The sequence below is a fragment of the Bacillus sp. FSL K6-3458 genome, assembly GCF_038005045.1.
GTDB classification, from domain to species: domain Bacteria; phylum Bacillota; class Bacilli; order Bacillales; family Bacillaceae; genus Bacillus; species Bacillus altitudinis.
Map to the genome: position 1 here is coordinate 1,093,180 of NZ_JBBOSI010000001.1, position 22,805 is coordinate 1,115,984.

The 22,805-nt window shown below is 40.5% G+C and carries 21 protein-coding genes; 19 read left to right on the forward strand and 2 right to left on the reverse strand.

What is annotated here, in order from left to right; all coding sequences use genetic code 11:
- Positions 1-30: 30 nt before the first annotated feature.
- The 5 genes from essC to MHH23_RS05650 all read left to right on the forward strand — a co-directional run bounded on the left by essC (position 31) and on the right by MHH23_RS05650 (position 9,403).
- Complete coding sequence (essC, locus tag MHH23_RS05630) at positions 31-4,506, forward strand: type VII secretion protein EssC (RefSeq protein WP_335364575.1); 4,476 nt, start codon at positions 31-33, stop codon at positions 4,504-4,506.
- Complete coding sequence (gene esaA, locus MHH23_RS05635; RefSeq protein WP_340959059.1) at positions 4,503-7,400, forward strand: type VII secretion protein EsaA; 2,898 nt, start codon at positions 4,503-4,505, stop codon at positions 7,398-7,400. The genes essC and esaA overlap by 4 nt, the downstream gene beginning before the upstream one ends.
- Positions 7,381-7,878 carry a type VII secretion protein EssA gene (essA, locus tag MHH23_RS05640; protein WP_327878204.1) on the forward strand — a complete coding sequence of 166 codons (498 nt, stop codon included), beginning with the start codon at positions 7,381-7,383 and terminating at the stop codon, positions 7,876-7,878. The genes esaA and essA overlap by 20 nt, the downstream gene beginning before the upstream one ends.
- 103 nt (positions 7,879-7,981) lie before the next feature.
- Complete coding sequence (locus tag MHH23_RS05645) at positions 7,982-8,725, forward strand: (S)-benzoin forming benzil reductase (protein ID WP_327878246.1); 744 nt, start codon at positions 7,982-7,984, stop codon at positions 8,723-8,725.
- 144 nt (positions 8,726-8,869) lie between these two features.
- The gene (locus MHH23_RS05650; RefSeq protein ID WP_007500462.1) at positions 8,870-9,403 is read left to right on the forward strand and encodes an HD domain-containing protein; all 534 of its coding nucleotides are present in this window, start codon (positions 8,870-8,872) and stop codon (positions 9,401-9,403) included.
- Here the strand turns inward: MHH23_RS05650 and MHH23_RS05655 are convergent.
- Positions 9,400-10,884, reverse strand: a complete 1,485-nt coding sequence (locus MHH23_RS05655) for an esterase/lipase family protein (protein ID WP_045034544.1) — start codon at positions 10,882-10,884, stop codon at positions 9,400-9,402. The two genes, MHH23_RS05650 and MHH23_RS05655, sit on opposite strands and share 4 nt — an antisense overlap.
- A gap of 180 nt (positions 10,885-11,064) precedes the next feature.
- Between MHH23_RS05655 and MHH23_RS05660 the strand changes: the two genes are divergently transcribed.
- The 9 genes from MHH23_RS05660 to MHH23_RS05700 all read left to right on the forward strand — a co-directional run bounded on the left by MHH23_RS05660 (position 11,065) and on the right by MHH23_RS05700 (position 17,447).
- Positions 11,065-11,301, forward strand: coding sequence for a YuzF family protein (locus MHH23_RS05660; protein WP_003213721.1), 237 nt, complete (start codon positions 11,065-11,067; stop codon positions 11,299-11,301).
- A gap of 184 nt (positions 11,302-11,485) precedes the next feature.
- Positions 11,486-12,589 carry an AI-2E family transporter gene (locus MHH23_RS05665; RefSeq protein ID WP_039168924.1) on the forward strand — a complete coding sequence of 368 codons (1,104 nt, stop codon included), beginning with the start codon at positions 11,486-11,488 and terminating at the stop codon, positions 12,587-12,589.
- 68 nt (positions 12,590-12,657) lie between these two features.
- Entirely contained in the window at positions 12,658-12,879 is a 222-nt protein-coding gene (locus MHH23_RS05670) for a spore germination protein (protein WP_008345880.1), read from the forward strand.
- Between the two features lie 101 nt (positions 12,880-12,980).
- Entirely contained in the window at positions 12,981-13,202 is a 222-nt protein-coding gene (locus tag MHH23_RS05675; RefSeq protein ID WP_008345878.1) for a spore germination protein, read from the forward strand.
- Between the two features lie 95 nt (positions 13,203-13,297).
- Positions 13,298-13,546, forward strand: a complete 249-nt coding sequence (locus tag MHH23_RS05680; protein ID WP_116306141.1) for a YueH family protein — start codon at positions 13,298-13,300, stop codon at positions 13,544-13,546.
- A 27-nt stretch (positions 13,547-13,573) separates the two neighbouring features.
- Positions 13,574-13,981, forward strand: a complete 408-nt coding sequence (locus tag MHH23_RS05685; protein WP_024719733.1) for a YueI family protein — start codon at positions 13,574-13,576, stop codon at positions 13,979-13,981.
- Between the two features lie 60 nt (positions 13,982-14,041).
- Positions 14,042-14,593 carry a cysteine hydrolase family protein gene (locus MHH23_RS05690; RefSeq protein WP_008345872.1) on the forward strand — a complete coding sequence of 184 codons (552 nt, stop codon included), beginning with the start codon at positions 14,042-14,044 and terminating at the stop codon, positions 14,591-14,593.
- A gap of 17 nt (positions 14,594-14,610) precedes the next feature.
- Positions 14,611-16,080 carry a nicotinate phosphoribosyltransferase gene (locus MHH23_RS05695; protein ID WP_007500472.1) on the forward strand — a complete coding sequence of 490 codons (1,470 nt, stop codon included), beginning with the start codon at positions 14,611-14,613 and terminating at the stop codon, positions 16,078-16,080.
- 140 nt (positions 16,081-16,220) lie between these two features.
- On the forward strand, positions 16,221-17,447 hold the full coding sequence (locus MHH23_RS05700; protein ID WP_035701209.1) for an EAL and HDOD domain-containing protein: 1,227 nt from the start codon (positions 16,221-16,223) through the stop codon (positions 17,445-17,447).
- Positions 17,448-17,483: 36 nt separating this feature from the next.
- Here the strand turns inward: MHH23_RS05700 and MHH23_RS05705 are convergent, their stop codons facing one another.
- Positions 17,484-17,837: a hypothetical protein gene (locus MHH23_RS05705; RefSeq protein WP_017367963.1), complete on the reverse strand. Its 354-nt coding sequence runs from the start codon at positions 17,835-17,837 to the stop codon at positions 17,484-17,486.
- A 505-nt stretch (positions 17,838-18,342) separates the two neighbouring features.
- Between MHH23_RS05705 and degQ the strand changes: the two genes are divergently transcribed.
- The 5 genes from degQ (at position 18,343) to MHH23_RS05730 (ending at position 22,804) form a co-directional block, all read left to right on the forward strand.
- Positions 18,343-18,483, forward strand: a complete 141-nt coding sequence (gene degQ / locus MHH23_RS05710; protein WP_003213123.1) for a degradation enzyme regulation protein DegQ — start codon at positions 18,343-18,345, stop codon at positions 18,481-18,483.
- Positions 18,484-18,634: 151 nt separating this feature from the next.
- The gene (locus MHH23_RS05715; protein WP_035701208.1) at positions 18,635-19,549 is read left to right on the forward strand and encodes a polyprenyl synthetase family protein; all 915 of its coding nucleotides are present in this window, start codon (positions 18,635-18,637) and stop codon (positions 19,547-19,549) included.
- Positions 19,546-19,716, forward strand: coding sequence for a competence pheromone ComX (gene comX, locus MHH23_RS05720; protein ID WP_080673854.1), 171 nt, complete (start codon positions 19,546-19,548; stop codon positions 19,714-19,716). Before MHH23_RS05715 ends, comX begins: the two co-directional genes overlap by 4 nt.
- A 53-nt stretch (positions 19,717-19,769) precedes the next feature.
- Positions 19,770-22,082, forward strand: a complete 2,313-nt coding sequence (locus MHH23_RS05725; RefSeq protein ID WP_045034542.1) for an ATP-binding protein — start codon at positions 19,770-19,772, stop codon at positions 22,080-22,082.
- 80 nt (positions 22,083-22,162) lie between these two features.
- Entirely contained in the window at positions 22,163-22,804 is a 642-nt protein-coding gene (locus tag MHH23_RS05730; RefSeq protein ID WP_007500477.1) for a response regulator transcription factor, read from the forward strand.
- The last annotated feature ends 1 nt before the right edge of the window (position 22,805 follow it).

Here is a 22,805-nt window from a genome sequence, read left to right on the forward strand (position 1 = left end):
TTGGTGCTGTCCGATGAGGAGGTGGAGCGTTTGAGTCTTCTATGGGTTTTTTATGAGGAAGATTATCAAACCGTCCGTTTAGATGAGCAGTTCAACCGAGAAGCTGTGATTGGACCTGAAATAGAGCATACAGTAACGATTCCTTCCCTTTCGTTTGATGAAGGGTTGATTCGTTTATCTCCAGATGAAACGAATGACGGCTTTTCTCTTTATCAGGGCGAAAAAAAGAAAGGTCACTTACTTCCACATGAACCATATCAGGTTGGTTCACTCACACTCATGTTGATGGATTCACATCATGATCAATCCATTTATTACCTAGGAAATAGAGTCGAAGTGACTATTTCAAGTGAAGAAATAGATGAAGCGGATGTGTGGAAGGAACAAGCTCATTCAATGTTTCAAGATGCCAAATCCTTCACGTTGGAAAAAATAGAAGGCACTTGGTATGTCATTCCCCAAGATGAAACGATCTATGTGAACGGGAAACAGCTGCACGGTCCACAGCAGCTTCTTGCTGGGGATGAGCTGTTTTGGAACTTTTTGACGCTGTCATTGAAAGATGATGATTTATTGCAAGTAACAGCATTTGAACCATTTCAAACACGTTTAGAAAAAACAAGGCCGCCGAGTACCGAAACGAAACAAAAATATCCTTTATATAGACGAACACCACGTTTGATTTACGATCTGCCAGATGACCGGGTGTCTTTCAGCTTTCCTTCACAGGAGAGTGAAAATAACGGCAGAGGACTTTGGCTCGTGGTTCTTCCACCGCTTGTTATGCTGATTGTCATGGGGATCGTGGCACTTGTACAGCCGCGAGGCATCTTTATTGTCGTGTCGATGGCGATGTTTATTATGACGTTAATTACTTCGTCCGTTCAATATTTTAAAGAAAAATCACAGCGCAAAAGACGAGAAGAGAAGCGGCAACGCGTTTACTCGCTTTACTTAGAAAATAAGCGGAAAGAGCTGCAAGAGCTGTATGACCGTCAACAATTTATTTTAACGTATCATTACCCGTCTTTTGAACAAATGAAATATTTGACGTCAGAAATCAGCGGGCGTATTTGGGAAAAGACGCTTGTCAGTGATGATTTTTTACAGCTGCGTCTAGGGACAGGTGCAGTTCCTTCAAGTTATGAATTATCGACGAGCGGCGGCGATATGGCCAATCGTGACATCGATGATTTAATGGAACAAACCCAGCATATGCAAAACGTCTATCGCGAGGTAAAAAATGTACCGATTACGTTCGGTCTTGCGGACGGTCCAACCGGATTAATAGGAAAACCGGCAATTGTCAAAAATGAGCTTCACCAGCTTGTCGGCCAGCTTGCTTTCTCGCACAGCTATCATGATTTGAGATTTGTTTTTATCTTTAATGAACAGGAGTATGAGAACTGGGAATGGATGAAATGGCTGCCGCACTTCCAACTTCCTCATACATACGGGAAAGGGTTTATATATAACGAACAAACACGTGATCAGCTCTTGTCTTCTATTTATGAAATTTTGCGAGAGCGTGATCTGGAAGAGGAAAAAGAGAAAAAAATCTTTACGCCTCACTTTGTGTTTATCGTGACAAACCATGAACTCATTGCGGAACATGTGATTTTAGAATACCTAGAAGGCAGCCGGACGGATTTAGGCATCTCAATTATCTTTGCGGCAGAAACAAAGGAAAGCTTGGCTGAAAATATTTCAACGCTTGTTCGTTACATTAACGAAGAAGAAGGAGATATTCTCATTCAGCATAAAAAGGCCGTACGAATTCCATTTCAGCTGGATGCACATGCGCGAGCGGACAATGAGCTGTTTGCCAGAACCTTAAGAACATTAGATCATCAAGTCGGGATGACCAACTCAATTCCAGAAACGGTCTCCTTCCTTGACCTGTTTCATGCCAAGCAGGTAGATGACATTGGCATTCGTGAAAAATGGCTGACATCTGAAACAGCAAAGTCATTATCTGTGCCTATCGGTTATAAAGGAAAAAACGATATTGTCGATCTGAATCTGCATGAAAAAGCACATGGCCCACATGGTCTGTTAGCGGGAACAACGGGATCAGGAAAAAGTGAGTTTTTACAGACGTATATTTTATCCTTGGCTGTACACTTTCACCCGCATGAAGTGGCGTTCCTGCTCATTGATTACAAAGGAGGCGGAATGGCGCAGCCGTTCCGAAATATTCCACACTTGCTTGGTACGATCACAAACATTGAAGGCAGCAAAAACTTTAGTGAAAGAGCGCTTGCCTCTATTAAAAGTGAACTGAAGAAAAGACAGCGCTTGTTTGATCAGTATCATGTGAATCATATCAATGACTATACGAAACTCTATAAAGAGAAAAAGGCGGAACAGGCGATGCCTCATTTGTTCTTAATCTCTGATGAGTTTGCTGAATTAAAAAGTGAAGAGCCAGATTTTATTAGAGAGCTTGTCAGTGCCGCGCGGATTGGACGAAGTCTCGGTGTCCATCTCATTTTAGCGACACAAAAGCCTGGCGGGGTCATTGATGATCAAATTTGGAGTAACTCCCGCTTTAAAGTCGCATTAAAGGTACAAGATGCATCAGACAGTAAGGAAATTTTGAAAAATAGTGATGCAGCGTCGATTACCGTGACAGGTCGTGGATATTTACAAGTGGGGAACAATGAAATCTATGAATTATTCCAGTCGGCTTGGAGCGGTGCACCGTATATGGAAGATGGTTACGGATCAGAAGATGACATCGCCATTGTAACGGACACTGGACTGATCCCATTATCAGGGGTAAGTACAGAGCCGGCTGTGAAAAAAGAGACAGTGACGGAAATTTCCGCTGTTGTGGATGAAATTGAACGTATGCAGCAGGAGCTTGGAATTGAAAAGCTTCCAAGTCCATGGCTTCCACCGCTTGAAGAACGGATTCCAAAAACACGTTATGCATCAAGTGAAGAGCACGTCTTCCATTTCGCTCTTGTCGATGAGCCAGATCAGCAAAGCCAGCATCCACTTTCTTATCAAATGATGGAGGATGGAAATATTGGCATCTTCGGTTCATCCGGCTACGGCAAATCACTTGCTGCAACCACACTGCTTATGAGCTTCGCAGAAAGATATTCACCTGAAGAATGGCATGCATATATTTATGACTTCGGTAACGGCACCTTGCTACCGCTTGCCAAACTTCCGCATACGGCTGATTATTTCTTAATGGATCAAATGAGAAAGATTCAAAAGTCGATGAAGCGTCTTCGTGAAGAGGTTGAATATCGCAAGCGTTTATTTAGACAGCAGGAAATGAGTCATATCAAAATGTACAATGCGCTGAATGAGAAAAAGCTTCCATTCATATTTATCGTGATTGACAACTTTGACATTGTGAAAGACGAAATGCATGAACTCGAATCTGAATTTATTCAGTTAAGCCGTGATGGACAATCGTTAGGCATTTATTTCTTAATCACAGCGACTCGTGTCAACGCAGTCCGTCAATCTCTTATGAACAACTTGAAAACAAAGATTGTCCATTACTTAATGGATCAAGGAGAGGCATACTCCATTATTGGCAGACCGAAATTCAGCTTAGAGCCGATTCCAGGACGAGTCATTATCAACAAAGAAGAGCTTTACTTTGCCCAAATGTTCCTGCCAGTTGAAGGAGAGAACGATCTCGAATTGTTTGAGCATTTAAAACAAGAGATCCAGCTTCTTCATGATCGCTTTGAATCAGCTGAAAAACCAAAACCTGTGCCGATGCTTCCTGATAAACTGACCATTTGGGAGCTAGAGAGTCGCTTAGAAGAACAAAAACAGCCGTATGACATTCCAGTCGGACTAGATGAGGAATCTGTTGCACCTGTTTACTTTGACTTGAAGAAGAATAAACACTGCCTCATTATCGGACAAACGCAGCGAGGGAAAACAAATGTGACCAAACTGATGCTTGATCATCTATTAGTAGCAAAACCTGAGAAGCTGGCCGTCTTTGATTCGATTGATCGGGGGCTCTCTCATTATGCAAAAGAAGAGAACATTGATTACCTTGAAACAAAGGATGATATCACAGAATGGGCAGAGGAAATAGATCGTTTATTCAAGGTGCGTGAAGAGATGTACGTCGAAGCTGTGCGCCGGGGAGAGACTGATCAGTTGTCGTTCTCTCAAATTGTGCTTGTGATTGATGGCATTACGCGTTTTCAGCAGACAATCGACCCGCGTCTTCAAGATCAATTGGCTGATTTCATGAAGTCATATGCCCACTTAGGCTTCAGCCTGATCGCATCAGGAAATCATACCGAATTCAGTAAAGGCTATGATGCACTCACAAACGAAATCAAACAGGTTCGTCATGCCATGTTACTGATGAAAAAATCAGAGCAAAACATCATACCGCTTCCGTATGCAAGACAAGAACCAGAGATTCAGCCAGGATTCGGATATTTGGTTGAAAACGGGAAAGAGAAGAAAATCCAGGTTCCTTTATGTGCGGTAGAAAGGAAGAGTGTTCAATGACAGAGCAGCAAAAAAGCTCCATCAAAATCGTGTCGACCATGATACTGATTCTCGTCTTGCCGGTTCTATTTTTCCATCTCATTGGGGATGATCCGGCAAAACAGAAAAAGAATGCCACACGTAACATTGCCGTGGTCAATGAGGATATGGGGGCGAGCGAAAGTGAAAATACCGCTCGTTTCGGACAGGATGTGGTGGCGGCATTATCAGAGCGTCCAGATTACACATGGACAGTCGTCAATCGAAGTGCGGCAGAAAATGGCCTGAAAAATAGAAAGTACGATGCAGTTCTCTATATTCCATCTGACTTCTCTAAAAATGTGCTGAGCTATGATAAGGATCATCCTGAGAAGGCATCTATCCAATTCTCGATCCAAGATCAGCTGAATGCAGTGAATAAAGAAAAAGTACAAAGAGAGCTAGAAAATGCTCAAAAGAAAATGAATGAACAAATGTCGACTTTATATTGGAGTTTTGTATCACAGGAAATCGGCAATGTCAGAGAAGAGTTTGAGCATATTGTTGGCAAAGAGGTCGAATTCCAAAACACGATGTACAACTTCTATAAGCCAAATTCAAACAAACTATCTGATGCCGTCCAGCAGCAGAAGAAACAAATAGAAGAACTAAGAAATGCGATGGCCGATTCACAAAAACAGTATAAAGACGGTTTAAGTACAACAGAAGAAGCGAAAAGCCAGCTGAAGGATTTCGTAAAAGTAGTCGATCAATATCAGCAGTATCAAGACAAACAAAAAGATCTCTTGATCAAAGCGCAATCGACAAGCAAAAAACAAATCCAGCAAGGACTCAAACAGCTTGCGGAGATTCAAAACCAAAATGCCCGCAGCTTTAGCGATCAAATGGGCGGACTCAAAACCGATATCAATGGGGTCCAAAGTCAGCTTAAAACAACGGACAGCGCAATTCAATCTGTTCAAAAGGCAAGAGAAGACGCAATCCCTAAGCAATCGTCGGGATTAACGGACCTTGTGAAGGCGTCTCAAGAAGAGCTGTTGAAGAATTATGAAGGTCAATACTTAGAGGCCTATAAAAGTAAGATCATCGCCTTGCAGAATAAGCTAGAAGCAAAAAGGCAAGAGCTAATCAACGCACCCGAGCAGCCAGCTGATCCTGATGATGACGGGCAATCAGATCAAGATAATGAGAACCCAGAAGAGATTGGCATTAACTTAGATGATGAAACAAATGAACTCTCGCAAATTTCATCAGAAATGAACGATCTAGCTGATCAATTAGAAGATCAGACTGCACCTCCTACTAATGAAGATGATAAAGAGGGTGAAAACGGTCAGGATGCTGTTCAGCCAGATAACAGCGGCACGAATCAATCAAAAGATGACCTAAAAGCACTGTCTAATCGTTTAGAAGAAGTGAAAAAGAAGATTCAAGAAAAAGCGACCGCTCATAACGACCAATTGAAAGACAAAGTAAGTCAAATGAGTAAGGAGCTTGAAAGCCTCACGAAAAAAGTAGAGAAGCTTGAAAAGATGATTCTGAGGTTACAAGATCGATATAACGTTATTCCGAATGAAATCAAAAATCAGGAATCCTCTATTTTAGACAAAGTGCAAGAGCTGAAACGCGTAAACTCGCCGATTGGCAATACTTTGAATACGAAAATATTTGATCAAGAGTTTAAAACAAATTCAACAAGCACCAAAAAGTTAATGGAATACTCCAATCAACTGTCTCAGCTAGAGATGATGCTTGGGAATCTATATCAACCAACAAACAACTCATCTCTACTAGACACAAAAGGAGATGAAATCCAGTCCATCCTTTCCATCAAAAAAGAAGAAACGGAAAACTGGGATACACTCAAAAATCAAATGCTGACGTCAAATGATGATGTGTCTACCTTTATTGATGAGATGCAAAAATTCTCAGATGGCTACGCAGAATACATTTCGACTCAGCAGGCAAGTATGGAACAGGAGTTAAATGCCATTTCTGAAAGTGCGGACACAGTAGCTGAACAAATGGCTGATCAAGGAGATGCGGTGTATACGGCAGACCTTGCGGGCAGTTCGATTGTTGTGAGTGCACAGGATTCAATTGGTCAGGAAGTGCTTCGTCTTTCTGAAAATATGAGTTCGTTAACTGACCGCCAAAAAGGGGTGGCCGATTATACGAATAATATTGAAGAAAGTGTCACAGCCGTTCAAGAAAAAGCAGATACGCTGAACGAAAACTGGAGCAAGAATGTCAATTCTACGAAGCTTGTTCAACAAGATTTAAAGGGTATTTTAGGTAACACTTTAGATGATCAAGGCAACAGCAACTATGTGTATAACCATTTAGCCAATCCGCTGAAAATTAGCGGCGATGTGCCAGAAGAAAAAACGCAGACTGTACCGCCAGTAGTCATTTTGGTTATTGTGATGATCAGCAGTTTGTTGATTGGCTTTTTTAGCTCGTACTATGCGTCAGCGCCAATGCTGGTCAAAGGTGCACTCTTTGGTATTTTAAATCTGCTAGTCGGGCTCATGATCAGCCTGTTTGGACTCAACATTTACAAACTAGCTGATGACCAAGCCATTCAATGGTCGATCTTTACGATTTTGCTGCTAGTGGCATGCTCTGCCTTTATTCGCACAGCTTTCCTTTTCGGTTCAATTGCCGGATGGATGGCAGCAACGGTGCTTATTTTCTTCTTTGTTGCACCGTTAATTGATTTGGTCATGCCAAACTTCCATTTTACAAATCCAGTGACAGACGTGTATCTGTCCATCCAATATGGAAATGGAGACAACTTCGGTATGGGCATCACAGGGCTACTGATTTTAACGATATTGTTCATGGTCATTCCACTAGTGAAGAAGCTATGGAAAGACAAAACAGAGGAACGTGATGTCACTCATGAGGCTTAATCTATTCGTCAAAGGGATGGCACTTGGTGTCATATCCCTTTTTCTCCTCAGTCCTGCTGCTTTTGCTGCTACAGGTGAAGATACGGATACGAATGTCAAGCCGAATGAATATCAAGAAAAGAACCTCAATATTAATTCGAGTATATTGAGGGATCAAACGAAATACGAACAAAGCAAAACAACATCTAAAGTCAAAACGGACATTCACTTTGCTGACCCGCCTAAGACCTCTGGTGGTCAACTTTCGCCGCAGCTTTTTAGTGATCTGAAAGAAAATCCGCCTAAAACGCCAGCTCGTATGATGAAAGAGATGGATATCTCTTTCAGCGATTCGGCTGTATCAACGCCTTCTGGCGATGATCATGAAAAGCAGAGATCGGCGCTTCTACCAATCATTTTTGGCATCTTGATCGCCTTTGGCATCATTGTCATGATCATTCTGATTCCAAAGGTGAATGTGAAGACGGAAAAGAAATAGCCTGCCTTTTGAAAAGGGCAGGCTTTTCTTTATGCAGATGCAGATTGCTTGATGTGAGACCGATTCACTATTTAAAATAGTGTTATCAAGGGAGGAGATTGTCATTCGAATTTCAATCGTCACAGGCGGATCAAAAGGATTTGGTTTAGCACTTGTCAAACAGCTACTTTCACGCGGGGATAACGTGTATACCGCTGCAAGAAGTGAGTCGCCACTATCCCATCCACACCTCACGCATTCACAGGTCGATCTCACTAATGAGGAATCGGCTGCAAAGTGGCTTCAGGGCATCTTGTCCTCGCAAACTCTCGCAGACGCTGATGACGTCTTGCTTGTCAATAATGCAGGAATGGTCACTCCTATCAAACGTGCAGGGCAAGGCGGAGAAGATACGCTTCATCAGCATTATACGCTGAACCTTGTCATCCCTGTTTTGCTCAGTCATGTGTTTGTGAGGGAGACACAATCTCTTGAAGGGAAGAAAACCATCGTGCATCTTTCTTCTGGAGCAGCTAAAAATCCGTACAAAGGATGGAGTGCCTATTGCAGTTCAAAAGCAGGGCTTGATATGTTTATGAGAACTTTACATGAGGAACAGCAGGACGAAGCATATCCTGTCACCACGTTTTCCTTTTCACCCGGTACGATTGATACGGATATGCAGGGAGAGATTCGGAAATCCTCCAAACAGGACTTTGAACAAATTGAGCGGTTTCAGCAATTACATGAAACAGGTACGCTAAAGAGCCCAGATGAAGTGGCCGGTATTTTACTCGACCTTCTAGCAGATGACCCAGCTGGCGGTTGTGTATACGATGCCCGTGAGTATGGAAAAAAGCAGTCATAACGGCTGCTTTTTTCGTATTGTACAAGCAAAGACAGCTTATTGAGCATAAGCTAATTTTGAGACTCATCGGAAATATGACAGAACATTTGAGTTTCTTTTCAGAATATGTTAGGATGCTAAAAATATAGATAAGGAGGGGTTTCCATGAGAAAGGTTACATTAATGGATGTTTACACCCATCCAGTCGCTCAAAAATATTTAAATCGTTCTGGAAAAGCCCACGCCATTGCTTGTGCTTATCACGCATTCAAACTGGCGATGCAGGCGGGGATTAACCCGGATCTTGCTGTGAAAGCAGCACTCTTGCATGACATCGGCCACTATGAATGGTATACAGCAGGCGGAGAATGGGATTACGAGACATATAGACGAAATGATATTCATGCCATTAAAGGGGCAGAGCGGGCACATAAACTGCTCATACGGCTCGGCGAGGAACCAAAAGCAGCCAAAGAGATTGCCCTTGCGATTTTGCTTCACACAGATTCATATTTGCCAGAGGGCGACCTGCATAAGGACACACTCCAGCAAATTGTGAAGAAAGCAGATGAAATGGACGAAGAGCCTGGTGGACACCATCATTACAGACAAATAGATGAATCACTTGCGCTCAAAAAAATTGCTGATTTGGATGAGAAGGTGCAGCAGGCGCTTCAGCCCATGAAACGCTCTGTTTAATATGGAATATCTCCATGAATCGTTCCGTGCTGATCCACATACAATGTGCGAATCACAGTACGGTTAAATGCCGATGTCCCTGACGCAGTGAGACCTGTGTAATGAACCGTGACGGAATAAGCACCTTCTTTTTTCAATTGAACGGCTGATGAAGAGCTCGTTTTCAGTGGATGATCCTTCTCGGCATCTTTAAAATAAATGGTCTCTACAGTTTTGCTTAATCGTTTAATCAGCTTGCTTGAATGTGTCGATGCATCTCCTGATTTCGCTGCAGCGATTTTGATTTCTTCATTCAATGGTGAATCAAAGGATACAAGTAGCAAATAAGGATCCTTTTTTCCTGAATTTGATCGAATCGTCCATTTTCCTGGAACGGGTTTATTGATTTGCACATGGTGTGAATAGGCGCCTTCATATGGGAATGATGCTTCGGATGTCGTCAAATTGGTTAAGACATCTCCATTTGGCGCAACGATTTCCGGATTGGCTTCCTGTCTTTCATTTAACCACTGAATCGATAGGCCATTCGTTCCTTCCTCTACATAGAACGCTTCTGTTTTATCCTTTTCACTTTCTCCACCTTTCACATAAACGTTTGTATTTAGCTCCGAAGAGACTGGTTCTTGCTCTTGTTCGTCTTCACTTTCAGCGCTTGCGGTACTTGCACGCAGCTGTGCCTGAAATACGGGGAACATGCTTGTGCCGTTTTTGATCGAAAAGTGATCCCACTTTCCTGTTAAAATATTGTTTGCATATGCTAGCTTTGTGCTGCTGACCGTCACAGCGCCATCGTTTGCACCAAAGCTTTTTAAATACATGCCGCCTAAATAAAGCACTCCGCCAAAGGTTCCCCATTCTGAACCAGAATAGGTCACATATTTATGAGGAAACGTCTCCAGTCGGTCGGTTTCACTTCGAAAAGCTGCCATCATCCCGGTTTGCAGAGAATAGAGCGCGTCGCTCTTTTGTCCAAGGATTTGCGCAAGCCAGCTTCCGCCTTTGCTATAGGCTAAATCCGCAAGCGGCGTCCCATAATGTGGAGAGCCAAGTGTGATGACTTTCTCTACATATGGATGAGCGTTGTAATACACGAGTGCCGCCTGCGTATCCACTCCGCCTTTACTATGACCGATTATGATCAGTTTTCTGCCGAAAAATTCATAGATTTCTTTTAACTTTTCTGCTAATAGTTTCCCATTCTTTTTCATGTCCTGATCTGGATATAAATCTATGAACGCGCTTTCGTATCCGTTCAGAACAGCTTGTTTTGCCATATCGTTTCGATCAGACCATGTGGAGGAAGAACTGTTTATGCCATGTACAAAAACAAGTGGGGGTTTTGACAGGTCTTTTTGTACCGGTTCTTCTCCTTTAAACCACTTCCCTGGTGTACCAGGTGCATCTCCAATTGTGCCTGCGTGCGCATAACTTGCAGAGGATAGTAAGAGCATGACAGCAACGATACAGATTAATTTTTTCAAGATCATTCACCTCTTCAAATAATTTAAGATGTTGGCAGCACCAATCTATTATACTTCTAAAAATTGTAAAAAAATACGAAATGTAAAAATACGGTAATAATGTTGTAGGTTTGCTGAGTGACACTCACATGGGTCATTGCATACGCTGTGGGTAAATACACAAGTAAAGGGGCAGGTAGCATGGCACAACAAGGAAGTCCACAGCTTGTTTCATTAGTTGATCCATATGTTTATCAAACATTGCAGAAAGTAGTCGGTATGAGATTGATTGTTCAAACAGTGAAAGATACAGTACGTGGAAAGTTGAAGGAAGTGATGCCGGATCATATTGTGATTGAGGCGGGGGCAAAATCAGTGTTTTATGTGCGGATCCAGCAAATCGTGTCGGTGATGCCTGATCACAGTGAAAGAGTGTAACAAGCAGACGCACAGGTGTCTGCTTTTTTCAATGCTTACAGAATGTATATCTGGAAAAAGTGCATGATATACCAATTGTTCTTTTTTTTTCAAAAAATATGGTTCTAAAACAAGAAGCAGTTGACAGAAGGTGGGTTGAATAGTAGTTTTTTAATAAGGTCAATACGTAACAGGAGGAGCATCTTTGTTAAAATCTAAAGTTCATTTTTGGACATTCCAAATATTACTGGTTTTACTGATTGTGTACGTATCAACAAAAGTTTCGTTTTTATTTCAGCCGATCATTTTATTTGCTTCAACGTTGTTTGTTCCTATTTTACTGGCTGGTATTCTCTTTTTCATCTTTAATCCGATTGTTCGATTTTTGTCGAAGAAGATACCTAGGACGCTCGCCATTCTGATTATTTATCTTCTATTCATCGGGCTTATCACGTTTATTGTCAATGCTGCTGGACCTGTCATTGTCACGCAGGTGGGTGGACTTGTCAAAAGCTTCCCGGGGTATGTCACGGACATGCAGAAATTTATCAACGATTTCTCGCATTCTAAAACATTTACGTGGATGATGAACCAAGATTATGTGTCTGTTTCGAAGTTTGAACAGTCGATCGTTTCGACATTAAAAGATTTACCGGAAAATATTGCTTCAAGTATGTCGGCGGTGTTTGGCGTGATTGCGAATATTGCCCTTGCTGTCATTACCGTTCCATTCATTTTATTTTACATGCTAAAAGACGGGCATAAGTTTCCGGACAAGCTCGTTCAATTTTTGCCAATGCCTTACCGTAAGGAAGGATTGAAGATTTTTAAAGAATTAAACGATACGCTTGCTGCTTACATACAAGGACAAATCGTTGTTTGTTTATTTGTCGGAGTTGCTTGTTTTATCGGATACTTATTAATTGGTGTGAAATATGCGCTCATTCTCGGCATCATTATTGCGGTGACAAACGTCATTCCATATCTTGGGCCATATCTTGGTGCGGCACCAGCTGTGCTCATTGCTTTTCTTGATTCGCCTGGAAAAGCGGTTGTGACTGTTATTGTCATTCTTGTTGTTCAGCAGATCGATGGAAACGTCATTTCTCCATTGATCATTGGAAAACGTCTCAACACACATCCGTTAACAATTATCTTGCTATTAATTGGGGCAGGAAGTTTTGGCGGAATCCTTGGCATGATTTTTGCCGTCCCTGTCTATGCGCTGCTGAAAGCCATCACACTCAATATTGTCAGATTGGTTCAGCTGCGTCAGCGCTCTCGAAAAGAACAGCATTTAAACGTTTAGGGCAGATGCACAACTTTTCCCTTTTTGCATAACATAACTCACATAAGCGAATAGGGAGGAGAAGGAAGATGCCTGCGATTGTTGGACCCATCCATATTGAGTCTTTAGGCGGAAACGGCTCGGCTACTTTTGGTGACGTTCTCGCCATTGCCCCTTTGGCTGTAGATCACTCGACCGGTGGAGCGGGAGCTTTTAATTCAGGTGATTATATGTCCCTGACAAGCGATCCGAATGCCACCATGCTTTGGGACTTTACACTGTTTGGCCAGCCTCAATCATTTAATGCATAAAAGACAGCTGATCATAGGACATATCAGCTGTCTTTTTTATGTTGGATAGACACGTATTGTTCCGCTAGGCATATGATGAGGGTAGTAAAGGTGGTGGAAAGATGCCAGCAATTGTTGGACCCATTCATATTGACCGTGTCATAGGAAACGGTTCTGCACATTTCGGCGATGTGTTTGCCATTTCGCCAAAAAGTGTGGATCATTCCGCTGGTGGTTCAGGCACCTATAATGCAGGAGATTTTGTTCAATTCTTCAACAATCCGAACGTCACATTTGTTTGGGATTCAAACCTGATCAGCCAGCAAAAGAGCTTTAACGCATAGCCAGCTTTGAAAGGGTCTCCTTTTCAGAAGCTGTCTTTTTTTATGGTACAATGGATAGAAGAAGGAAGAAGAAAAAGGGGGGTAAAACACATCAAATGAAAATAAGAAAAGCGCATCTGACAAGCGGGCAACCAACAACCTACAATGTATATTTACATGAAAATAAAAAAGAATATAAAACGCTTGTCGCTGTACCTGATATGGAATGGAGTATTTCTATCGCGTATGAAGACGAAAAAACGCAGCTTGAGCAAGCACTAGAACATTCTTTAAACAAAAGAGTAGAAATAGACGAAGCCCGTGAACTTGCACAAAAAATTGTGCACTGGGTCACAGAAATGTAAATTCAGAAACCAGGAGTGAACACAGCAATGAAAGAAGAATCCGTAGACTTTTATTTGCAGCAAGGGATATTTGGACATGCTGAAACAAAACCCGATGAACGAAGAATGTATCTCGGCTCATTAAGAGAACGTGCTCTTCTCGCTCTGACAAAAGGGCAAGTATCGAGACATAAATCGTATCAAGAGGTAGAGCAAGTATTGAAGGCAAACCGAGAGGCCACTGTTCTTTTAAATGGTGAATTGTCATATGCTTCTTATTCTCCATATGTCAAAATGGCAAATGCCGCTGGTTGTTCTTTTAAAGTGGTCAACCATCACGAGTCACATTCACCTTTTGGGCTTGTGATAGAGGTGCCGCATGCGATCAATCAAGAGCATATCTATATAGAAGATGAGCTTTTTCAAAAAGCTTTTTCTCGTGAATCTGTTGAATAGGTTTCCCTAGTGAAATGAATAAGCTATAATGATTCAAAAGAGCATATGGGAGAGATGCGGATGGGCAAAGCATTGATTTGTATTGATTATACAGTTGATTTTGTTGCAGACGATGGAAAACTGACGTGCGGAAAGCCTGGACAGGCGATTGAGTCGAAGATCACAGAGATCACTTCTTCATTTATTGATGAAGGACACTTTGTTGTTTTTGCCGTCGATCATCATGAAGAGCAAGATCCATATCACCCAGAGACAAAGTTATTTCCGCCCCATAATATTCGCGGGACAGAAGGAATTGAACTTTACGGAAAACTAAGTTCACTATTTCACACGTCAACACATTTAAATCATGTCTATTATATGGAAAAAACAAGATACTCTGCTTTTGCAGGCACTCAATTAGAAATGAAACTGCGCGAGCGTGGCATCACTGAACTTCACCTAGCCGGAGTGTGTACCGATATTTGTGTACTTCATACAGCTGTTGATGCGTACAATAAAGGCTTTGAACTTGTGATTCATGAGAATGCCGTAGCGAGTTTTAATGAAGCGGGGCACGAGTGGGCACTTTCTCACTTTGAGCATACGCTTGGTGCGAAAGTGGTTAAGTAAGGGAAGGAGAATGGAAGTTGGAGCATCGGTTTATTGACGACAGTTTATCACTACATACAGATCTTTATCAAATTAACATGGCAGAAACGTATTGGAGAGACGGCATTCATGAGAAGAAGGCAGTCTTTGAACTCTTCTTTAGAAAGCTTCCATTTGACAACGGCTTCGCTGTATTTGCTGGTTTAGAGAAAGCGATTGAATATTTATCGGACTTCTCCTTCACCGAGAGCGACCTTGCATATTTAAAAGATGAACTCGGTTATAAAAGCGATTTCATTGAATACTTAAGCGGATTGTCTTTTACAGGGACACTTCATTCAATGCGAGAAGGAGAAATTGTCTTTGCGAATGAACCTATTATGCGCATCGAGGCAACACTTGTTGAAGCGCAGCTAATTGAAACGGCACTGCTCAACATCGTGAACTTCCAGACGCTAATTGCAACAAAGGCGGCTCGTATTAAAGGAATCATTGAAGATGAGACAGCATTAGAATTCGGAACAAGACGTGCGCATGAAATGGATGCAGCCATGTGGGGAGCAAGAGCAGCACTGATCGGCGGATTTCAGGCAACAAGTAATGTCCGTGCAGGGAAACGCTTCAATATTCCCGTATCAGGCACACATGCCCATGCGCTTGTACAAGCATATCGCGACGAATATACTGCATTTAGAAAATATGCCGAAACACATACAGACTGTGTCTTTTTAGTGGATACATATGATACGGTCAGATCAGGCATTCCAAATGCGATTAAGGTAGCGAAAGAATTCGGTGATAAAATCAACTTTATTGGGGTCAGACTTGATAGCGGAGACCTTGCCTACTTGTCTAAAAAGGCGAGAACGATGCTGGATGAAGCTGGATTCCATGACGCCAAAGTCATTGCATCAAGCGATCTTGATGAACACACCATTATGAACTTAAAAGCACAAGGTGCAAAAATTGATGTATGGGGTGTTGGAACGAAACTGATTACCGCATTCGATCAGCCAGCTCTTGGTGCTGTATATAAGCTTGTATCGATTGAAGAAAACGGTCAGATGAATGACACGATCAAAATTTCTTCTAATCCAGAGAAAGTGACAACACCAGGCCGTAAACGAGTGTATCGCATTATCAATCAATTGAATCATCACTCTGAGGGAGACTACATTGCCCTTGAAGAAGAAGATGTTCAAAGTGAAGATAAGCTGAAAATGTTCCATCCAGTTCATACATTTATCAGCAAATTTGTGACAAATTTTGTGGCAAAGGACCTTCATGTCCCAATTTTTGAACAAGGGAAGCTGGTGTATGATAATCCAGATATCCAAACGATTCAAGCATATGTGCAGGACAGTCTTGGACTCTTCTGGGAGGAATACAAACGAATCAGCAAACCAGAAGAATACCCAGTCGATTTGAGTCAAAAATGCTGGGATAATAAGATGCAGTTTATCCATGATGTGAAAAATAAAATCAAAAAAGAGCTTTATGAAAGCTGATTACCCCGGGAAAGGAGATCATCAAGCCAGATGGTCTCTTTTTTTTCATGTTGGACGATTCAAAATGAACCTTATGGGCAATCATTTGGTATACTGAAAGCACATCTTGTTTGTCATTGCATAAAGGAGGAATGGAGCAGTTGAGGGTGTTTGTTGCAAGGCAGCCTATTTTTAACAGAAAAGAACAAGTCGTATCATACGAGCTGCTTTATAGAGATAGTGAAACCAATACATATAGCGCTGAAGATGGTGATCAAGCGACAACGGACCTCATTATCAATAGTTTTTTAAACATTGGCATCGAAACACTGACAGAAGGAAAACGATGCTACATCAATTTCACCGAAAGCTTGCTTTCGTCTGATCTGCTCACTTATTTTGATCCACATCAGCTTGTGATCGAAATATTAGAAAATGTACCGATTACCCCGGCACTTATTATGAGATGTAAGCAATTAAAAAAGTGGGGATACACGATTGCGCTCGATGATTTCTTTCTGAGCGGAACACATTTTCATGACAAGTTACTCGATGAACTCCTCTATTGCATTGATATTTTAAAAATTGATTTTCTGAAAACAACATGTGAAGAACGAAGAGACATTTTACATACATATAAAAAGTATCGACTTCGATTCCTTGCTGAAAAGGTAGAAACGCGAAAAGAATATGAAGAAGCGTTAGAAGCTGGCTTCCATTTGTTTCAAGGATATTTCTTTAGTGAGCCGCACGTCATTTCGGGACGAGCCTTATCGACTAGCTTCCACGCATACCATCAGCTATTGAATGAGCTGAGCAAGGAGCAGCCGAATATTCAGACCGTGACGCACTTTATAGAAAGTGATCTTTCCCTTTCATATCAATTATTAAAAATGCTGAATTCTGGCGGCATGAGACGTCTTTATCAAATCAAGAGCATTCGTCAGGCGATTATCCTGCTTGGGTTTAATGAAATACGGCGATGGATCTTTATCCTTTCATTTAAAGAACTGAATGTCCAAGCCAACTCAAGCCAAAAGGAAATCATCAAAATGTCGTTCATTCGTGCCAAAACGTGTGAACTCATTGCTAGTCGGACTGAACGAGAGCATCCCGCTTCTTATATGCTAACAGGTATGTTTTCACTTATTGATACGCTTGTCAGGGCGGACATTACTGAACTTGTGAAAGAACTGCCTCTTTCGGATGAAGTAGGTGAGGCACTGCTTGGCTATGAAAATGACTATTTCCTTGTGTTAGACGTTGCCAAACGTATTGAACGAAATGAATGGGATGATGAGATGTTAGGTGGAAGTCTCCCTAAGCAGGAAGCCTACGGCTGTTATATAGAAGCCATTGAATGGTGTCATAAAATGTTTGAATCTTAAGAAAAGCCGCTCACACTAGAGCGGCTTCTTTCTTTGTTATCCCCACTGTAAAAGTAGAAAAAGCCTGCTGGAAGAGAGGGATAAGTAGATGCGGATGCCTTCTGGACTAAAGCGGATATCGATATTGCTTTTCACCCCAATCTGCTTCAGCATTCGAATCACACTTGCGGTGTCAGCGCGTTCAGCAGCTTCCATGATTCGCTGTCCAAACGAAAGCGAACCGGAAATCTGCTGTGTAATGAGGGATGCATCAGCCACGAGACGGGTTGATTCCTTTGCAGCCTTTTGAAACGCATGAGCATCTACTGGAGGAAAAGTCATGGGTGTTCGCGGGTATGCGTTCCCTATTGCGGGAACCTGCAAAGGCGGATAAGGAACATAGTAAAACACATGGTCACCTCTTCTCTCATTGAAGTGAATTTGGACGGATATCTGTTCTAAATGTATGAAGAAAATCCGAATAAAGAATCAAAATGATCTTTCTACCTTTGCATATTCATCATAAAAATAGGTACTTTTGCGGTCAATTTCGGTGAATGTCGCCAAAAAATTGCGGTGTCTACAGTAGAGCCTGTCGTCTGACCTATAACATGAAAAATCGAGGAAACAGAGGGGATCGTACGTTCTGTATCATGAGAATTGTGACGAATGATGCCTGTTCATGTCGCAAAAATGACGTATTTCCTTTGAAATTGAGATAAAAGTATCATTTGAAAAGTCTGAAAATGATGAAAAAAGACCTATTGAATTTTGCGGTATCACGCACACATTTTGTGCATACTTTTCGGTGAAAAAATACTCAATAGCATTTACACTGTTAGTAACAGATCAAATACTTATGACCCAATCAACATACACAAATACATTGATCTTCCAAAAAAGGAGAGTGGAATCGATGGAAAAGTATGAAATCGAAGAACTTAAACAACTATTATGGAAACTTGAAAACGAAATTAGAGAAACAACGGCTTCTCTTCATAACATTAACAAAAGCATTGATCAATACGACAAATATGAATATGTGAAAATTTCTTAAAGACTTGATAACCATCAAGTCTTTTTTTTATCCAAATACATACAAAAAAAGGATATATTATTATATAATTGTTAAATAGTGATGTCAGTGGACATTTGCTTATTTCTTTTTAGTAAAATAAGAGGCGAGAGGGTGAGGATCAAGATCGAGTATGCTAAACTATCTAGAGAATACAAAAATCAAGCAGAAAATGTCTGATTTTATTCAACATGCAGTCAGGCAAAATGATTTACAAAAGCTGCTTCTCGAATTTACAGATATAAAGAATGAATTTCCTTTTGGGCAATTGGCTTACCAACATTATGAGGCATTTGGCGGACAAGACAAGCAAGCGATTACAAAACTGGCAGCAGGGATTGAACTTCTCATCTTATCTGCCGATATATTAGATGATATTGAAGATCAGGATAATGATTCGTATCCTTGGATGAACGTAAACCAAGGAGTGGCCATCAATGCTTCTACGTATTTGTATACGGTGAGTATCCAATTCATCACATCAATTTGTGAAAATAATTCTCAACTAATAGAGAAACTGTTCCACTTCATCAAAATGTCTATGGAAGGGCAGCATGAGGATTTGAGTCATTTGTATGGAACAGAAGAAGAGTGTGTAGAGGTTTTAAGGAAAAAATCTGGATCTTTAACAGCTCTTTCTAGCGTACTGGGTGTTTATTTAGCGACAAGAAAAATGAATGCCACTGTAGAATCTTATTCGATATATTATGGTGTTGCTGGACAAATCAGTAACGATTTTTTTGCGTTATTTTCAAAAACAAACGGAGATTTTCAAAAAAAACAAACGCTGGCATTTAGTTATTTACAAAGACATTTTAACGATGTCAGTCTAGAGCTTCTTTCCTTCTTTTCTAACCGGCTGGATGAGTCAGAGCAAAAGCCGTTTCAACTGAAGCAAAAGTTACTTGAAGCTGGTTTGACTCAGTACATGGTATCGATGAGAGAGATTATGCTGTTAAAAATGAAGCAAGGAATTGCACAACTTGATTTGCCTAAAACGAAAAAGGAACAATTATATGCATATATGACAAAGGAGGGCAATGATTGAACATTCAAAATGTTATTGCATATTTAGTGGAAAATCCTAGTGTTGTGAATGAATTGGACTTAGGGAATGCAAGTTTAATTCACACAGATGAGGAAACGATGAAAGCAATCATTCAAGGCATAAAAAAAGGGCAAATGTCTGCAGATTATATATGGTACTATAAATGATACTATTCATTTAAAAATGATTTAAAAGTTCTCCAGTTAAGGATGTTTTATACATGAAGATAACTTATACGAAACTATCTGCTTTTTTGGTTTTTCTGTCTTTTTTATTTGTGATCTATGTTTCATATATTTATGTATTTGATATTTTTAATGGAGCACGTGTTGCGGAGAACAAGAATGGTCAAGCAGAAGTTGTCAAAGTCGAATATCTTTCTTTAGCCTACACATCAGGATTAGAAGAAGGAGATATTATACTTAAAATCAATGGAGAACCTGCTAACAATAAAGATCATTTGATCAATGGTGAGCTTAGGAATGTGCAAAGAATTGATATTCAAAGAGGCAACCAAATGATCACCCTAAAAAATAAGACATTGATTGGTCAAGAAAGTTTATTTGTCTATATAATTCCTCTTATCCTGTATTCAATATGTTTATTTTGTATCTTCTTTATCATTCGTATTAACAAAGAGGTCCAACGAAAATCAGCATTTCTTTTAGTTTTATTTTTATTAACGATTTGTATCGGATATCTTAGTGCAGGTACTTCGGGTATTGGTGATAGATTTAGCCATTATGTCATCACATTTTGTTTATCAAGTGTATTTATCTTTTATATTCATTTCATTTATCAATATTTCAAAGAGTTTGACCTGCATATAACGACTCGAAAAACAATTTATATTTTATATAGTCTTCCTATAACTAATCTAGTAATAGAGCTGTTTGTTCCAATTGATTCGGCGATAGCCAGATACATGCCGAGTTTAAATCTTTTATTCTTTTTTGCTTCTATTATCATGTCATTCAAAGTCATTATTAATGGAATGCAGAAATATAAAGAGACAGAGCAGGGGTCTGTTTTAAAGTTTTTTGTCATGATTAATATCATAGCATTTTGTCCATTTATTTTTTTATTTGCAATTCCATATGTTTTGTTTCGTATTTATGTTGTAGATCCCTTTTTCTTAACTTCTTTTGTATTGCTCATTCCTTTTTCACTCGTGTATCAATTCATGACGAACAAACTTTACAATATGGATTTCTTGATTAGTAGACTTAAATACTATGGATTTATTGCCATTACACCGACCATTTTAGTTGTTGTCACGTTTTATATTCTGCAAAAACCAGAAGATTTAAAGTACACACTGAAGCTCGCATTCATCACATATACACTCATGTTGGCTGTTTTCTATTTTAAAGAAATTTTAGATTTCCGTTTTCGTTTGAAACGTTTTTCAGAGAAGTATAATTACCAAGACAGCGTGTTTAAATTTACGCAGCTTATTCGTGAGGCGTCATCACTTCATCAAGTACTGTATCATTTGAAATACACCATTTTAGAAGTGCTCGTTGTGAATAAAGCCTTTGTGCTAGAGGTGAAGGCTAATGGAGAAATGATTGAAATTGATGAATCAACAAATGATAGTAAATTATGGAAAGAATACGTGGATCAATTTCAAGATATTTTAGGTGAAGTTGGGAAAATCATCGAGCTTGATAAAGGGTTTATGATGAAAATTGGAGAGCGGGGCGGTCACTCGTTTATGATTTGCTGCTTATCCAATATACAGACGCCGAAATTGACCCGCGATGAAATCTCATGGCTGAAAACATTGGCATTTTACACAAGTGTCAGTTTAGAAAATGTCGTCAAGATCGAAGAACTGATGGAGCATCTTGAGGATTTGAAACAGCGGGAAGCCAATCCCGCCTGGCTGAAGAAAGTCATGTTCGCCATGGAAGAGAAGCAGCGCTCAGATTTAGCGAGGGATCTTCATGATTCTGTGCTGCAGGATTTGATTTCACTGAAGAGACAGTCCGAGATGTTCTTAACCAATTTCCAAAACAACCAATGCCCAACATCTATTGAAAATTCATTGATCTCATGGAATGAACAAATGTCTAAGGTGATTCAAACCACTAGAGAAACATGTCATGAACTTCGGCCGCAGCTCCTCTATGATTTGGGGTTAGTGAAGGCAATTTCGAAGCTGACTTCGCAAATTCAAGAGGAAGCGCCATTTCATATTAGACTGAATACAACCCGCTTTGATAAAGAACTGGACATTGATATTGACTCACAGCTGAATATTTACCGGATTGTGCAGGAGCTGTTATCCAATGCGTTGAAGCATTCTAAGGCCAGCCAAGTCTTAGTGATGCTCATTTGTATTAAAGATCAAGTTGTTCTCCATTATGAGGACGATGGAGTCGGATTTGATGCAAGCCAGCTTGATCAGCACACGATGAGCATGGGTCTTTCTGGCATAAGGGAACGAGTCAAAGCTCTAAATGGAAAGCTTCAAATTCACACAGCACCTGAAAAAGGGCTCAAGGTGAAAATTGAAATGGAATTGTAACGATTTCTTAAGGAATAAGACTTGGCATCTGCCAAGTCTTTTATATAAAATGGAAGTGAGTGATTTAAAGGGAGGAAGACATGAAGAAGATATTGGTCATTGATGATCATCCGGCTGTCATGGAAGGGACAAAAAGCATATTAGAATCAGATCAGCAGCTATCAGTCGATTGTTTAAGTCCTGATGCAGAAGGCGCCTTTTTAAAGACGCATGACTTTTCCATCTATGATGTGATCTTGATGGATTTAAATCTCGGGGATATCAATGGAATGGACATTGCCAAACAAATTCTAGAAACGAATCAACAAGTGAAAATTATCATTTATACAGGATATGAAGTAGATGATTATTTCGAAGAGGCCATTCGAGCTGGATTGCATGGTGCAATAAGTAAAACAGAGACAAAAGACAAAATCATTGAATACATACACCGCACATTGCAAGGAGAAGTTGTCATTCAGCTATCCTATTTAAAGAAATTAATTTCACAGCAGCAAGAGAAGCCAGAACAGGCGCAGCAGACGGATCATGAGCTGTTAACAGAGCGTGAATGTTTAATCTTAAGAGAAGTGGAAAAAGGGTACACAAACCAAGAGATCGCCGATGTGCTTCATTTGAGCAAACGCTCGATTGAATACAGTTTGACCTCCATCTTTAATAAGCTGAATGTTGGATCTCGAACGGAAGCGGTGTTAATTGCAAAATCGGAAAGTGTCCTGTAAA

Excerpts from the sequence above, each read along its gene's own strand:
- MHH23_RS05690 (WP_008345872.1), top strand. The coding sequence starts at position 14,042 with ATGGGCAAAGCATTGATTTGTATTGATTATACAGTTGATTTTGTTGCA.
- MHH23_RS05685 (WP_024719733.1), top strand. The coding sequence starts at position 13,574 with ATGAAAGAAGAATCCGTAGACTTTTATTTGCAGCAAGGGATATTTGGA.
- essA (WP_327878204.1), top strand. The coding sequence starts at position 7,381 with ATGTCACTCATGAGGCTTAATCTATTCGTCAAAGGGATGGCACTTGGT.
- MHH23_RS05660 (WP_003213721.1), top strand. The coding sequence starts at position 11,065 with ATGGCACAACAAGGAAGTCCACAGCTTGTTTCATTAGTTGATCCATAT.
- degQ (WP_003213123.1), top strand. The coding sequence starts at position 18,343 with ATGGAAAAGTATGAAATCGAAGAACTTAAACAACTATTATGGAAACTT.
- MHH23_RS05675 (WP_008345878.1), top strand. The coding sequence starts at position 12,981 with ATGCCAGCAATTGTTGGACCCATTCATATTGACCGTGTCATAGGAAAC.
- MHH23_RS05670 (WP_008345880.1), top strand. The coding sequence starts at position 12,658 with ATGCCTGCGATTGTTGGACCCATCCATATTGAGTCTTTAGGCGGAAAC.
- MHH23_RS05730 (WP_007500477.1), top strand. The coding sequence starts at position 22,163 with ATGAAGAAGATATTGGTCATTGATGATCATCCGGCTGTCATGGAAGGG.
- esaA (WP_340959059.1), top strand. The coding sequence starts at position 4,503 with ATGACAGAGCAGCAAAAAAGCTCCATCAAAATCGTGTCGACCATGATA.
- MHH23_RS05650 (WP_007500462.1), top strand. The coding sequence starts at position 8,870 with ATGAGAAAGGTTACATTAATGGATGTTTACACCCATCCAGTCGCTCAA.
- MHH23_RS05715 (WP_035701208.1), top strand. The coding sequence starts at position 18,635 with ATGCTAAACTATCTAGAGAATACAAAAATCAAGCAGAAAATGTCTGAT.
- MHH23_RS05725 (WP_045034542.1), top strand. The coding sequence starts at position 19,770 with ATGAAGATAACTTATACGAAACTATCTGCTTTTTTGGTTTTTCTGTCT.
- MHH23_RS05680 (WP_116306141.1), top strand. The coding sequence starts at position 13,298 with ATGAAAATAAGAAAAGCGCATCTGACAAGCGGGCAACCAACAACCTAC.